This window comes from Streptomyces sp. NPDC033229, assembly GCF_055576875.1.
In genome coordinates this window covers 191,358-205,512 of the sequence record NZ_JBVIQR010000005.1, presented here as the reverse complement: position 1 = coordinate 205,512, position 14,155 = coordinate 191,358, and the positions used below count along the sequence as shown (strand labels likewise).

Below are 14,155 nucleotides of genomic sequence, written 5' to 3'. Positions count from 1 at the left end.
GCCCGCTCCTCGCCCGAACCCGAACCTTTGTCTGTCGTTTTACGCAGGACTAAGAGTGCCATGCCGGTAGACGACGGTTCGCATCGGCCGGTGCACTGGTCGCGGGGTCCGCCGCCGCCTTCGGGTCCGCCGAATCCGCCGCAGCATCCGGAATGCGCGCGTCCGCCGCCTCCGCCCGATCTTCGGACGACGGCGGAGTCTCGGGGGACGACGGGGTCCGCGCCGGACCGGCACCCTCCCTGCCCGTCGGCTCCGACTCCCCTCCCGCCGTCAGCCTGATGCGCGCGCCCGGGCCCACCACCACCGCCCACTGCGCCGGCGCGGTCCGCAGCCACCCCCGCACCTGGGCGCCGAAGGCCGGCACGTCACGGGCGAGCTGGGTCAGCCGTCGGTCGAAGCAGGCGGCACCCTCCGGCGTCCGGGCCATCAACAGCCCCGTGCGATGGACGAGGTCCCGCGTCCGCGCCTCACCGCGCTCGCCGACCCCGCTCACCACCGCCCGCAGCAGGGTGTCGAGGACGGTGACGTCCCGCTCGTGCGGCCCGTACTGCTCGCACTCCAGCAGCACCTCCAGCAACTCCTGGCGCAGCGGGCGGGACACGGACGTGCCCGGGGCGGCCAGGACGGGCGCGAGGGCCCGGCGGACCTGGGCCGGGTGGGTCCGCAGCAGATCCGCGACCAGCGGGAAGAGAACGGCCCGGCCGGCCGGGCCCGCCTCCAGCCGCCGGTCGACGAACGCGGCGGCGTGGGCGGCGCCCTCGGGGTGGTGCTCCAGGTGCTCGCGCACGAGCGAGGCCGCGCGACGGGCCAGGGCGGGGGTGGTGACCTCGGCGAGGGTGCGCAGCACGTCGCCCGGCCCCTCCCCCGGCTGGTAGAGCCGGGCGCGGAAGGCGGCGAGGACGGGCTCGGGGTGGGTGGTCAGGGCAGCGGCGAGGGCGCCGGGCGGCAGGTGCGGGTCGCCGGAGGTGAAGCGGGCGATCGCCTGCGGGAGATGTTTGGATCGGGTCTGCCGGTCGCGGACGAGCAGGGCGAGCGCCACGCCGTGCAGGGTGCCCTCGGCGGGGCGGTCGAGCAGGGCGAGCGCGGAGTAGCGCAGCAGTTGCCGGTCGGCCTCGGTGGTGACGTGGGGCGCGGCCTTGAGCGCGTACGCGGCGGCGGCCACGTGCCGGTCGACGCGGTCGTGGTGGGCCCAGCGGTCGACGGCCCGGCAGAGCGCGGAGGGCTCGTCCTCGGCGAGGGCGGACAACAACTCGTCGGCGTGGGGGTGCGCGGCGTCCACGAGCGCCTCGGCCAGGTCGTCGACGGCGCGCCTGCGGTGGGTGTGCAGGAGGGCCTGGGCGGCGGCGGAGACAGTGGGGCGCACGCCGAAGCCGGTGGCGCCGCCGTCCGGTGTCGTCTGGAGGGGGCGGTCGTCGCCGAACCACTGGCACAGCAGCGGCTGCGCCGTGCAGGGGTCCTCGGTGAGCACGGTCGCCACGGCGGTCAGGAAGCGGTCCGGCTGCGGCGAGGGGCGCTGGGCGGCGGGGGCGGCGGCCGGTCCGGGGGGCGGTCCGTCGGCGGGGACGAGGACGCGCAGCAGTTCGAGGCGGTCGGCGGTGCCGAGCGGCAGCCGGAGCCAGAACCACGGTCCGAATTCCGCGAGGCCGCCGAAGGTGCGGGTGGCTCCGCCGTCGAAGCCGCCGTGGGCCAGGGAGCGGGCGGTGACGCGCTCGGCGAGCAGCCGCAGGACATCGAGGTAGGGCGTGGCGTCCGGTACCCGCAGCAACGCTTCGCCGAGCAGGTGTGCGGCCCACCAGACGGGGTCGGGAACGGTCCGGGGTGCCTCCTCCCCGTTGGCCGGCACCCCGTCCGCCGCCGTGGCCCCGGTCTCCTGCTCCGCCCCGCCCTCCTCGGGGACCGGCATGGACCGCAGCGGGACGGTCTCGACGGCGTGGACCAGCGCGCCGAGGCGGTCGGCGAGCTCGGCGGGGCCCGAGCGCCGGGCGAGGAGGAACAACGCCTGGAGGACCGGGCCGATGCGATGGCGCGGGACGGGGAGCGGCCGGGACGGCTTCCGCGCGGCGTCGCCGCCGCGCCGGCTGCGGCGGCGGGCCGCCGGTGTCCGCGCGGACTCCTCCTCCCGCCGGGACGGCAGCCGGGCGGCGGCCCGGCCGGGGGTGCCCTCGGGCTCGTACCAGTGGTGCACCAGGGCGTGCAGGGCGGTATCGAGGTCGAGGTGCGCGCCCTGGAGCCAGTCGGAGAATTCCTCGTGTGCGAAGCGGTACCCCGCGCCGGCCGGGACGAGCAGGCCCTCGGTGAGCACGGCGGAGGCCCAGCCCGTGCGCCAGGGGAACAGCTCCTCGAAGGCCTCCCGTTCCAGCTCCCCCTGGCCCGGGCCCAGGCACCGCCGCGCGGCCTCGTGCACCTGCCCGGCGACGCGGGTGGCGAGCCGCCGCACCGCCGCACCGCGCGGCGGTGGTGTGCGCGCGGCGGCCAGCCGGACGGCGATCCGCAGGCACACGAGATCGAGGTGGGCGGAGAAGACGTCCCACCGGTCGGGGGCCCGGTCCTCGGGGCCGCCGCGCACGTGGCCGTCCGGGAGCGCGGCCTGGACCTCGGCGAGGAGGCGCAGGGTGAGGGGGTGGCAGGCGTCCGCCGGGGAGAGGGCGTCGGGGGTGAGGCCGTAGGCGGCGCGGGCCTCGGCGGCCTGGCCGGGCGCGAGGTCGGTGAGCAGGACGCAGGGCGGCAGCGCGCGGGGGTGGGACGCGGGCGACGGCACGTGCAGCGCGCCGGGCGGGAAGAGGGCACCGGCGCTCTCCCAGTGCTCCGGGCGGCAGGCGACGATCAGCCGGGTGGCCGTCTTCTCCAGCCAGTCCGCGGTCGCGGCGGTCCAGCCGGCGAGGGCGTGGGCGAGGCCGGGCGGCATCTCCTCGGGGCCGTCGAGCAGGATCAGGAGCGGGCGGCCCACGCGGTGCGCCATTTCCGCGACGGCCTCGGGGGTGGCGTCGGTGGGGTCCCCCACGGTGCCGTCGGCGCCCGCCGAGGCGGTGACGATCCGTCCGGCGGTCTCCAGGACCCGCGCGACGGCGTCCCGGACGCTCTCGTCCCCGACCCGCAGGTCCGCGCCGCGCAACCACACGGTCGGTGCGGGTTCGTCCCCCCGCGCCCGCCGCCCGGCGAGCGCCGCCAGCTCGGTCGTACGTCCGGTACCGGGGTCACCGACCAGGCCCAGCACGCTTGCCCTACCGCTTCGGGCAGGGTGAGGATCCGGCGGGCCGTCGTCCGGTTCGCGGCTGTCACCGCGGCGGGTGGGGCCGGCTTTTGCCGCCGGACCGTCGGGCCGGCCACCTCCACCACCGCAGTGGCGACAACCCTGATCGCCACGCGAAGCGGCCCCCGACAGGCCACCACAGCTGCCCTCCGAATCCGGCCCCCCGCCACACCGGCGGGCGTCCGGGTCGGCAACCCCGCAGCCTCCGGACGGTGCCGCCGGGCCCTGGCCGCAGTCCCCAGGCCCCGCGCCGACGCCCTCGCCGACCCCGCCAGGTCCTTCGCTCGCGACGGCGTCATCCTCATCGTCATCGCTCAGGAACCGCGCGAACTCCCTCTCGATCTCCGGTCGTGCCACGGGCTCGCTCCACGCGAGGGAGGCCGTGACCGGGCCCAGCGAGGTCGCCGTCAGCTGCAGACCGCCCGCGAGATTGAGCTCGGGACCGTACGCGGGGACCGTGGCCGCGTTGCGCTCGAGAAGCGCGGCCAGGGGGCCGTCCGGGGAGGCCGCGGCGGCGGCACGCAGGGGGATGGCGAAGCCGCCGGCCCGGTGTTCGGTGTGGAGCGCGGTACCGAGGACGGCGACGACCGCACCGGTGCGGGCGTCGATGACGGGGCCGCCCGTGGCCTCCTCGCCGAGCCGCAGGCCGTCCCGCTCGCCGAGGGACAGCTCCAGCGCCGCCCCGAGCAGATGGAAGCGGTCGGTCGCGGTGTAGATCACCAGGGCGTCGCCGATGATCTGGGCGGTCTGCCAGCGGCCGGCCCTCAGCCGTACCTTCGCGCCGCCTTCGACGCACTCGGCGCCCGCGACCGGCAGCGGAGGCACGCAGAGGCCCTCGGTGCGCACGAGGGCGAGGTCCGCGCCGGGCAGCGGGGTGACCGCCTCGACGCCGACGAGGCAGGTGCGCTCGCCCGGCGCGTGCAGCACCAGCCGGGCCAGACCGTCGACCGCCTCATGGCTGGTGATCACGGTGCCACGGTCGTCGGCCACGAAACCCGTGCCGCGTGGCCGCCCGGCGAGATCGCGGATACGCACCAATGATTCGTCCGCATCGGCCCGCCGAGCACTCATCCGCCGATACCTCCCCGCCATGCCGGTTCGTTCCGACCGTAGGCAGCGGATGATCGGCAGGACAGATCACGAGCCGAACGCGCCCCCTTCCACCCCCGTTGTTCACTCCGAGCGCCTGCCCATTGGGGTGAATCCGCGGCGCCGGACGGATAGACGGCAGCGGAGGGGTATCGCGTGGGGCGCGACGACGGCGCCGAAAGCGAGACAGAGGGCGGGCGCAGTGCGCCCGCCCTCTGTCGGAGCCGGAAGGTTCTCGGCCGGAGCCGGGTCTCAGCCGAAGACCGCGAGGCTCTTCGCCTTGCCGCCCTGGTTCTCGACCAGCACCAGGAAGCGGCCGTCCGGGCCGAAGACCGCGATCGGCCCCGTGGTGTCGAAGAGCGGGACCTTGATCCGGACGCCGTTGCCGAGCAGGCGCGCCTGCTCCTCGTTCACGTCCCAGCGCTGGAACGCAGCGGCGGCCGCGTCGGCGACGGGCATGACGGTCAGCTCCTCCTGGAGCTGGTCCAGCGTGCGGGCCTCACCCAGCGCGTACGGGCCGACGCGGGTGCGGCGCAGGGCCGTGAGGTGGCCGCCGACGCCGGTGTCGGCGCCCAGGTCGCGCGCGAGGGCGCGGACGTAGGTGCCCGACGAGCAGACGACGGAGACGAGCAGGTCCTGTACCGGGGTGCCGTCGGCCGCCTCGGCCGGGTGCACGGCGTGCACGGCGAAGGAGGAGACCGTCACCGGCCGGGCCGGGATCTCGAAGTCCTCGCCCTCGCGGGCGCGGGCGTACGACCGCTTGCCGTCGATCTTGATCGCGCTGACCTTCGACGGGACCTGCATGATCGTGCCGGTGAGCTTGGCGACCCCGGCGTCGATCGCCTCGCGGGTGACCCCGGAGGCGTCGGCGGACGAGGTGATCTCGCCCTCGGCGTCATCCGTCACGGTGTTCTGCCCGAGCCGGATGGTGGCCACGTACTCCTTCTCGGTCAGCGCGAGGTGACCGAGCAGCTTGGTCGCCCGCTCGACGCCGAGGACGAGCACACCGGTCGCCATCGGGTCGAGGGTCCCGGCGTGGCCGACCTTCCGGGTCCGCGCGATGCCGCGCATCTTGGCGACGACGTCGTGCGAGGTGAAACCGGCCGGCTTGTCGACGATGACCAGACCGTCCGGGCAGACCGGGCGCGGTCCCTTCGCCTTCGAGCGCTCCGGCCGTGCCGCGGGGCCCTTGGGCTCCGCGGCCGGGGCGACCTCGGCGGCGGGCGGGGCGCTCGCGTCGGCCGCCGGGGTCACCGCGGGGCGCTCGCTGGGTGCCTGGTGGTTCATTCGGAGGCTGCACCCTTGCTGTCCGAGCCGTCCGAACCGGCGTCGTCGCCGTCCTCGTCCTCGCCCGGCTTGCGGTACGGGTCGGCGTCGCCGGCGTACTGCGCGCCCGAGGACACCTCACGGACCTCCGCGTCCTTGGCCTTGGCCTTGGCGAGCAGGTCGTCGATGGTCCGGGCGTTGTCCGGCAGGGCGTCCGGGACGAAGGTCAGGGTCGGGGTGAAGCGGACCCCGGTCTCCCGGCCGACCGTGGAGCGCAGGACGCCCTTGGCGCTCTCCAGCGCGGCCGCCGAGGCGGCCCGCTCCTCGTCGTCGCCGTAGACCGTGTAGAACACGGTGGCCTGCTGCAGATCGCCCGTGACCCGGGTGTCGGTGATGGTCACATAGCCGAGCCGCGGGTCCTTGATCCGGCGCTGGAGGGTCTCCGCAATGATCACTCGGATGCGGTCGGCCAGTTTGCGCGCCCGCGCGTTGTCGGTCATGCGCCTACTTCTTTCTTCTTCGGTTCAGTCATCAGTCGTCGTCGCCGTGGATCCGCCGTCTCACCGACAGCAGTTCCACCTCCGGCCGCCCGGCGACGAGGCGCTCGCAGCGGTCCAGCACGTCCGTGAGGTGCGCCGCGTCGCCCGAGACCGCCGCCAGGCCTATCTCGGCTCTGCGGTGGAGGTCCTGGTCGCCGACCTCCGCCACGCTCACCGCGTACTTGCGGTGCAGCTCGGCGACGATCGGACGGACGACGGAGCGCTTCTCCTTCAGCGACCGGACGTCGCCGAGGAGGAGGTCGAAGGACAGTGTCCCTACATACATGCGTAACGGGTGAAGCCCACCCGGGAGGCGTGAGGTGAAGCTGTGTGTACGAGCTCTTAGAACCGTACATGCAACGGCCGGGGCCGATCGACGGAAATAATCCGCCGATCGGCCCCGAGTCGTTCTACGCGGATCAGCCGCGCGGCTTCTCGCGCATCTCGTACGTCGCGATGACGTCGTCGACCTTGATGTCGTTGAAGTTTCCGAGGTTGATACCGCCCTCGTAGCCTTCGCGGATCTCGGTGACGTCGTCCTTGAAACGACGCAGACCCTGGATCGTGAGGTCCTCGGCGACGACCTTGCCGTCGCGGATGAGGCGCGCCTTGGTGTTGCGCTTGACCTCGCCGGAGCGGATGAGAACACCCGCGATGTTGCCCAGCTTGGACGAGCGGTAGATCTCGCGGATCTCCGCCGTACCGAGCTCGACCTCTTCGTACTCCGGCTTCAGCATGCCCTTCAGGGCCGCCTCGATCTCCTCGATCGCCTGGTAGATGACCGAGTAGTAGCGGACGTCGACGCCCTCGCGCTCGGCCATCTGCGTGGCACGGCCCTCGGCGCGGACGTTGAAGCCGATGACGATGGCGTCGGAGCCGGTCGCCAGGTTGATGTCCGACTCGGTGACCGCACCCACACCGCGGTGCAGCACGCGGATCTCGACCTCTTCGCCGACGTCGAGCTGGAGCAGCGAGGACTCGAGAGCCTCCACCGAACCGGACGCGTCGCCCTTGATGATGATGTTGAGATCCTGGACCAGACCGGCCTTGAGCACCTTGTCGAGGTCCTCGAGGGACACCCGGCGGGTGCGCTTGGCGAAGGCGGCGTTGCGCTCACGCGCAGCGCGCTTCTCGGCGATCTGGCGGGCCGTGCGGTCCTCGTCGACGACGAGGAAGTTGTCGCCGGCGCCCGGGACGTTGGTCAGACCGAGGACGAGGACCGGGGTCGAGGGACCCGCCTCTTCCACGTTCTGGCCCTTGTCGTCGAGCATCGCGCGGACACGGCCGTAGGCGTCACCGGCGACCATCGTGTCACCGACGCGGAGGGTACCGCGCTGGACGAGCACGGTGGCCACGGCGCCGCGGCCACGGTCGAGGTGGGCCTCGATCGCAATACCCTGCGCGTCCTGCTCCGCGTTGGCGCGCAGGTCGAGCGAGGCGTCCGCGGTGAGGACCACGGCCTCCAGCAGGGAGTCGATGTTCAGACCCTGCTTGGCGGAGATGTCGACGAACATGGTGTCGCCGCCGTACTCCTCGGCCACCAGACCGAACTCGGTGAGCTGACCGCGCACCTTGGTCGGGTCGGCACCCTCGACGTCGATCTTGTTGACCGCGACCACGATCGGCACGTCGGCCGCCTTGGCGTGGTTCAGCGCCTCGATCGTCTGCGGCATGACACCGTCGTTGGCCGCCACCACGAGGATCGCGATGTCGGTCGACTTGGCACCACGGGCACGCATGGCGGTGAACGCCTCGTGACCCGGGGTGTCGATGAAGGTGATGGCGCGCTCTTCGCCGTTGACCTCGGTGGCGACCTGGTACGCACCGATGTGCTGCGTGATACCGCCGGCCTCGCCCGCGACGACGTTCGTCTTGCGGATGGCGTCCAGCAGTCGGGTCTTACCGTGGTCGACGTGACCCATGACGGTCACGACCGGCGGACGGGAGACGAGCATCTCCTCGCCGCCCTCGTTCTCACCGAACTCGATGGAGAACGACTCGAGCAGCTCGCGGTCCTCCTCCTCGGGGCTGACGATCTGAACCTGGTAGTTCATCTCGTCACCGAGGAGCGTCAGCGTCTCGTCGGACACCGACTGGGTCGCGGTGACCATCTCGCCGAGGTTCATCATCACGGCGACGAGCGACGCCGGGTTGGCGCCGATCTTCTCCGCGAAGTCGGTGAGGGAGGCACCACGGGACAGACGAATGGTCTCGCCGCCACCGCGGGGCAGCATCACGCCGCCGACGGACGGGGCCTGCATGGCCTCGTACTCCTGGCGCCTCTGCCGCTTCGACTTGCGACCACGACGCGCCGGACCGCCGGGACGGCCGAACGCACCCTGCGTGCCACCACGGGCACCGGGACCGCCGGGACGGCCACCGAAGCCGGGACGACCGCCGAAGCCGCCGCCGCCACCGGGAGCGCCACCGCCACCGGGACGACCGGCGAAGCCGCCGCCGCCACCGGGACGACCGCCGCCACCGGGACCGGCCGGACGGCCGGCGAAGCCGCCGCCGCCGGGACGACCGGCACCGCCGGGACGACCCGCGCCGCCGCCGGGACCGCGACCGCCGCCACCGGGGCCCGGACGGGGACCGGCAGCCGGACGCTGCGGCATCATGCCCGGGTTCGGGCGGTTGCCCGCCGGAGCGCCACCGGGACGCGGAGCGCCACCGGGACCGCCCTGCGGACGAGGCATGCCACCGGGGCTCGGACGGGCGCCGCCCTGACCCTGGGGACGGGGAGCGCCGCCGGGACCGCCCTGCGGACGCGGACCGCCGGGGCCGGGCCGGTCGCCGCCGGGACGCGGGGCGCCACCGGGACGGGGGGCCTGCGGGCGGGCCATGCCGGTGGAGCCACCGGAGGTGAAGGGGTTGTTGCCCGGACGGGGACCGGCCGGACGGGCGCCACCGGGACGCGGGGCACCCTGGCCCTGCGGGCGGGGGGCACGCTCGGGGCGGCCGCCTTCCCGCTGACCGCCGTCACGACCGGCGGGCGCCGGACGAGCCGGACGCGGGCCGGGGGTGGCGCCGGGGCGCGGACCGGAGGGGGCCTGCTGGCTCGGCTGGGCCGGGGCCGGCGCGGAGAACTCCGCGGCGGGCACCGGGGTGACCGGCGCGGGCTTGGCCGGAGCCGCCGGGGCGGGCTTCGGACCCGGGCGGGGACCCGGGGTCGGCGCGCCACCTGCGGGCTTGGGGGTTGCGGGGGTCTCCGCGGCCGGCTTGGGGGCCGGGGCAGCGGGACGGGCCGGGGCACCCGGAGTGGGGGCACCCGGCTTTGCGGGCGCTGCCTTGCGCGGCGCCGCGGGCTTGGCAGCGGACTTGCCGGCGTTGCCGCCGGGCCCCTGCAAAGCGTCAGTCAACTTGCGGACTACAGGCGCCTCGATCGTCGAGGACGCCGAACGGACGAATTCACCAAGTTCTTGGAGCTTGGCCATGACGACCTTGCTCTCAACACCGAACTCCTTGGCGAGTTCGTATACCCGGACCTTAGCCACATCGCTCCTTCTAGGTCCGGGTTGTCCACCGGACCGTCGCTACTTCATGGGCGTACTCATCGCGTACTCATCGAGTGCTCATCGCAATCTCGACCTACTTCCAACTCGCGAGGTACCTGACCGCACGGTTTCCCGTGCCGTTCTTCTTACGGTGTTGCCTGGCCGTGCCGCTCGGCCTGATCGACGTAGTGCCGAAGCGCCGAGGTATCGAACGGTCCCTGGCTTTTGAAGGCCCGGGAGAACGCCCGGCGGCGGACCGCCAGATCGAGGCAGACCAGTGTGGGATGCACGGAGGCACCCCGGCCGGGCAGCGTACCGCGAGGATCGGGGACGCAAGCGCCCTCGTTCACCACGATCCGCAGCAGATCGCCCTTGGCCGCTCGCTCCCGGCACCCCACACAGGTGCGCTCAGGGCATGCGCGGGCATGCGTCCGGCCAGACACTGATTAAGTCTACCTCCCCGCGCCGACCTCATCCCTGTGGGGCGATGATCGGGCACATATGGATTTCGGCCACCCTTCGGGGCCGCTCCGGATATGGCTCCGGATGTCACTCGCGAGGGGCGGCGGGCCGTTGCCGGCCCGCGCCCCTCCCGTGGTTCAGTTGATCTTCCCGCTGATCAGTCCCGGTAGCGGTCGGCCCGCTCGGAACGGTAGGGCTGCTCGGAACGGTCGGAGCGGTCCGAGGACTGCCCGTCCTGCTCGGTGTCCGGGCGGATGTCGATCCGCCAGCCGGTCAGCCGCGCCGCGAGGCGGGCGTTCTGGCCTTCTTTGCCGATGGCGAGGGAGAGCTGGTAGTCCGGCACGGTCACCCGGGCGGAGCGCGCGCCGAGGTCCACGACCTCGACCTTGCTCACCCGCGCGGGGGACAGCGCGTGCGCCACGAGCTCCGCCGGGTCGTCCGACCAGTCGACGATGTCGATCTTCTCGCCGTGCAGCTCGGCCATGACCGCGCGGACGCGGCCGCCCATCGGGCCGATGCAGGCGCCCTTGGCGTTCAGCCCGGACCGGGTGGACCGGACAGCGATCTTGGTGCGGTGGCCGGCCTCGCGGGCGATGGCGGCGATCTCCACCGAGCCGTCCGCGATCTCCGGGACCTCCATGGCGAAGAGCTTCTTCACCAGGTTGGGGTGGGTGCGCGAGAGCGTCACGGACGGACCGCGGACACCCTTCGCCACCCGGACGACGTACGTCCGAAGACGCGTGCCGTGCTTGTACTCCTCGCCCGGCACCTGCTCCTGGACCGGCAGGATGGCTTCCAGCTTGCCGATGTCGACCAGGACGTTCTTGGGGTCCTTGCCCTGCTGGACGACGCCCGCGACGACGTCGCCCTCGCGGCCGGCGAACTCACCGAAAGTGATCTCGTCCTCGGCGTCGCGCAGACGCTGGAGGATGACCTGCTTGGCGGTGGTCGCCGCGATCCGGCCGAAGCCGGAAGGCGTGTCGTCGAACTCGCGGGGCTCCTCGCCCTCCTCCAGGTCCTGCGGGTCCTCCTTCGCCCACACCGTGACGTGGCCGGACGCGCGGTCCAGCTCGACGCGGGCGCGGCGGCGGCTTCCCTCGGTGCGGTGGTACGCGATGAGGAGGGCCGACTCGATCGCCTCGACCAGCAGGTCGAAAGAGATCTCCTTCTCTCGCACCAGACCCCGCAGGGCACTCATGTCGATGTCCACGGCTACGCCTCCTCTTGACTCTCGTCGGTCTCGTCCTCGGCCATGTCGGCTTCTTGCGGGGACTTCCGGTTGAACTCGATCTCCACGCGGGCCTTCGCGATCTCCGCGAAGGCCAGCCTTCGGGCGGTGGGCTTGCGGCCCTTCACACCCGGTACCTCCAGGTCCAGCCCCTCGTCGTCGACGGCGACGATGCGCGCGACGAGCTCGCCGCCCTCGGTCAGCTGCGCCTTGATCAGGCGGCCGGTGGCCCGTACGTAGTGGCGGTGCTCGGTCAGGGGGCGGTCGGCGCCGGGCGAGGTGACCTCCAGCACATAGGGGGTCCCGCCCATGACGTCCGTCTCGTCGAGCTTCTCGGAGATCGCACGGCTGACTTCCGCACACGCGTCCAGCTGCACACCCTCATCGGAATCGACCACGATGCGGAGCACACGGCGCTTGCCGGCCGGCGTCACCTCGACCTCTTCCAGATCCAGCTCTCGCGCGCTGACGAGAGGGGCGAGCAATTCGCGCAGCCTCTCGCTCTGGGTGGTGCTCATCCGGGTGACTCCTCGGCCGCGTGTGCTGTTGTGGGAATGTCGCGTGTCTGGTCAAAGCCTATCTGTTCCGGCAGCCGACTGACGATTCGGTGCCCGCTCCCCGGTCGGGTGACCGCGCGCCGGTACGCTCACGTCCGGTGATCATGACCCGACCAGGCGGAAAGAGGATCGTGTCGCTCACGACGACGACGCGGGGCCCCGGCGACCCGCGCAGACGCAGGGTACTGGCAGGCGGCGCGGCGGCCCTGCTGGCGGGCGGCGGCGCGCTGCTGACCGGCTGTTCCGACGATCCGGACCCCCGCGACGAACGCTCCTCGGCCGAGGAGCGGCTGCGCGCCCGCGCCGGGCGGGGCTCGGCGGCGCTGCTGGAGCGGTACGACGCGACGATCGGCGCGCACGCCGCGCTCGCTGAGCGGCTGCGCCCGCTGCGGGCCGAGGTCGCCCGGCACGCGGCGGCCCTCGGGGCGCGCCCGGCCTCCGCTTCTCCTTCCGCTTCGGGTTCCGCTTCGGCTTCGGGCTCCCCTTCCGGGCCTTCCGCTTCCGCGCCCGCCGGGAAGGCCGGCCCCGCGGTTCCCCAGGACGAGAAGGCGGCGCTGGCCGCCCTCGCGGACGCCGAGCGGCGTACCGCCGACACCCACACCGCGGCCCTGGCCTCCGCGCCGCCCGAACTCGCCCGTCTCCTCGCCTCCGTCGCGGCCTCGGGCGCGGCCCACGCCTATCTCCTCGGCGGTGTCGCGTGAGCGCGTCACCCGGCTCCAAGAAGCACGACCCGGCGCTGGAGGCGGCCCAGGCGGCGCTCGCGGCCGAGCACGCCGCCGTGTACGGGTACGGGGTCGTCGGCGCGCGCGTCGGCGAGGCACGGCAGTCGGAGGCCCGGGAGGCGCACGACGCCCACCGGGCCCGCCGGGACGCGATGTGGCGCTCCGTCCGGTCCCTGGGCGGCACGCCCGAGGCCGCGTCCGCCGCGTACGCGCTGCCGTTCGCCGTGCCGGACGAGGCCGCGGCCGTGCGGCTCGCGGCGGAGCTGGAGAGCCGGCTCGCCGCCGTCTACGCCGATCTCGTACGGGCCGCCACCGGCGCCCGGCGCCGCGAGGCGGCGGCCGCGCTGCGCGAGGCGGCGGTGCGGGCGGTGCGCTGGCGGGGCGGCAGCGTAGCCTTCCCTGGGCTCGTCGAGCGGGCTCCTCGAACCGGCGCCGACAGCTCACCGGACGGCGCGTCGAAGCGCCTCTGACCAGCACAGACGAAAAGGACAGCGCAGGGATGGCCAACGCGAAGGACCGCCTCGAACCGCCGGAGCGGCTGGTGCGCGCCCTGGGCCGCGAAAGCCGGGGGGCCCGGGAGGGCGAAGAGGGCGGCGCGGCGGCACTCCGATGGCTCGCCGACCTGCCCGGCAGCGCCCAGGAGTACCTGGACCGCTGGGAGTTGACGCCCGATCGGGTGCAGACCCCGGGCGGCCGGACCAGCATGGTCGTCCTCGTCCGGCAGTCCGACGGCACCCCCGCGGCGCTCAAGCTCGGCCTGCCCGACGGCGCGATCGCCCGGGAACACGCGGCGCTCGCCCACTGGAACGGCCGGGGCGCGGTGCGGCCGTTGCGCGCCGACCCGGGCGCGGGCGTGCTGCTCCTGGAGCGACTGCACGGCGATGTGAGCCTGCGCTCCCTGGCGGACGCCAAAGCCCTGTTGGAGGCGGCGGCGACGTTGCAGCGCCTGTGGGTACCACCGGCGGAGGGGCACCCGTTCACCGGCGTCGCGGACCACACGGCCACGCTGGCGGACGTGCTGCGCGAGCACCGCGCCGAGTCGTGGGCGGCGGACGTCCGGACGATGATCGACGAGGCGCTGGACCTGCGCGAGGGCCTGGTGGCCGACGCCGGGGACCCGCAGCCGTCCCTGTTGCACGGCGACTACCACCAGGGCAACGTCCTCGCGGGCGACCGCTCGCCCTGGCTGGCGATCGGTCCGCGCCCGCTGGTCGGAGAGCGGGCCTATGACCTGGCCTGGCTGGTTCGGGACCGGCTCGACACCCTGCTGGCCGCCCCCGGCGCACCCGCCGCGGCACGGCGCCGGGTGGCGAAGCTGGCGGAGTCGCTGGACGTCGACCGCGACCGGCTGCGTGGCTGGACGGTCTTCCGGGCGGTGGAAGCGGGCGTCCGCGAACTGTCCACCGGTGCCCGCCCGGCGGGCGAACTCCTCCTGGAGTTCGCCGGCTTGCTGTAGCGCTGCGCGCTTGCTTGGCCGGGGGCGCACCACCGCTGCGCGGCGGTGTCCTCAATCGCCGGACGGGCTGGTTTTGGCTGAGCCCAGCC

General features: G+C 73.9%; 11 protein-coding genes. 3 read left to right on the top strand and 8 right to left on the bottom strand.

The annotated features are described in order from the left end of the window. Positions 1 to 49: 49 nt before the first annotated feature. The 8 genes from ACZ53N_RS07380 to rimP all read right to left on the bottom strand — a co-directional run bounded on the left by ACZ53N_RS07380 (position 50) and on the right by rimP (position 11,849). Entirely contained in the window at positions 50 to 4,321 is a 4,272-nt protein-coding gene (locus ACZ53N_RS07380) for a serine protease (protein WP_469139954.1), read from the bottom strand. 270 nt (positions 4,322 to 4,591) lie between these two features. Next, positions 4,592 to 5,626: a tRNA pseudouridine(55) synthase TruB gene (gene truB, locus ACZ53N_RS07375; RefSeq protein WP_469139953.1), complete on the bottom strand. Its 1,035-nt coding sequence runs from the start codon at positions 5,624 to 5,626 to the stop codon at positions 4,592 to 4,594. Continuing rightward, complete coding sequence (gene rbfA / locus ACZ53N_RS07370) at positions 5,623 to 6,105, bottom strand: 30S ribosome-binding factor RbfA (protein ID WP_469139952.1); 483 nt, start codon at positions 6,103 to 6,105, stop codon at positions 5,623 to 5,625. The genes truB and rbfA overlap by 4 nt, the downstream gene beginning before the upstream one ends. A gap of 31 nt (positions 6,106 to 6,136) precedes the next feature. Then, entirely contained in the window at positions 6,137 to 6,430 is a 294-nt protein-coding gene (locus tag ACZ53N_RS07365) for a DUF503 domain-containing protein (RefSeq protein WP_130880199.1), read from the bottom strand. A 133-nt stretch (positions 6,431 to 6,563) separates the two neighbouring features. Further along, a complete protein-coding gene (gene infB, locus ACZ53N_RS07360) occupies positions 6,564 to 9,641 on the bottom strand; it encodes a translation initiation factor IF-2 (RefSeq protein WP_469139951.1) in 3,078 nt (1,025 codons plus the stop codon). A 146-nt stretch (positions 9,642 to 9,787) separates the two neighbouring features. Then, on the bottom strand, positions 9,788 to 10,084 hold the full coding sequence (locus ACZ53N_RS07355; protein WP_469139950.1) for a YlxR family protein: 297 nt from the start codon (positions 10,082 to 10,084) through the stop codon (positions 9,788 to 9,790). Between the two features lie 176 nt (positions 10,085 to 10,260). Further along, a complete protein-coding gene (gene nusA / locus ACZ53N_RS07350) occupies positions 10,261 to 11,313 on the bottom strand; it encodes a transcription termination factor NusA (protein WP_469139949.1) in 1,053 nt (350 codons plus the stop codon). A gap of 2 nt (positions 11,314 to 11,315) precedes the next feature. Beyond that, on the bottom strand, positions 11,316 to 11,849 hold the full coding sequence (gene rimP, locus ACZ53N_RS07345) for a ribosome maturation factor RimP (RefSeq protein WP_469139948.1): 534 nt from the start codon (positions 11,847 to 11,849) through the stop codon (positions 11,316 to 11,318). A gap of 170 nt (positions 11,850 to 12,019) precedes the next feature. On the opposite strand from rimP, the gene ACZ53N_RS07340 reads away from it, so the two are divergent. Genes ACZ53N_RS07340 through ACZ53N_RS07330 form a run of 3 tightly spaced genes read left to right on the top strand, consistent with a single transcriptional unit; the run spans position 12,020 to position 14,066 of the window. Next, entirely contained in the window at positions 12,020 to 12,589 is a 570-nt protein-coding gene (locus ACZ53N_RS07340) for a hypothetical protein (RefSeq protein ID WP_469139947.1), read from the top strand. Further along, the gene (locus tag ACZ53N_RS07335) at positions 12,586 to 13,080 is read left to right on the top strand and encodes a ferritin-like domain-containing protein (protein WP_469139946.1); all 495 of its coding nucleotides are present in this window, start codon (positions 12,586 to 12,588) and stop codon (positions 13,078 to 13,080) included. Before ACZ53N_RS07340 ends, ACZ53N_RS07335 begins: the two co-directional genes overlap by 4 nt. A 29-nt stretch (positions 13,081 to 13,109) precedes the next feature. Further along, entirely contained in the window at positions 13,110 to 14,066 is a 957-nt protein-coding gene (locus ACZ53N_RS07330; protein ID WP_469139945.1) for an aminoglycoside phosphotransferase family protein, read from the top strand. Positions 14,067 to 14,155 lie beyond the last annotated feature (89 nt).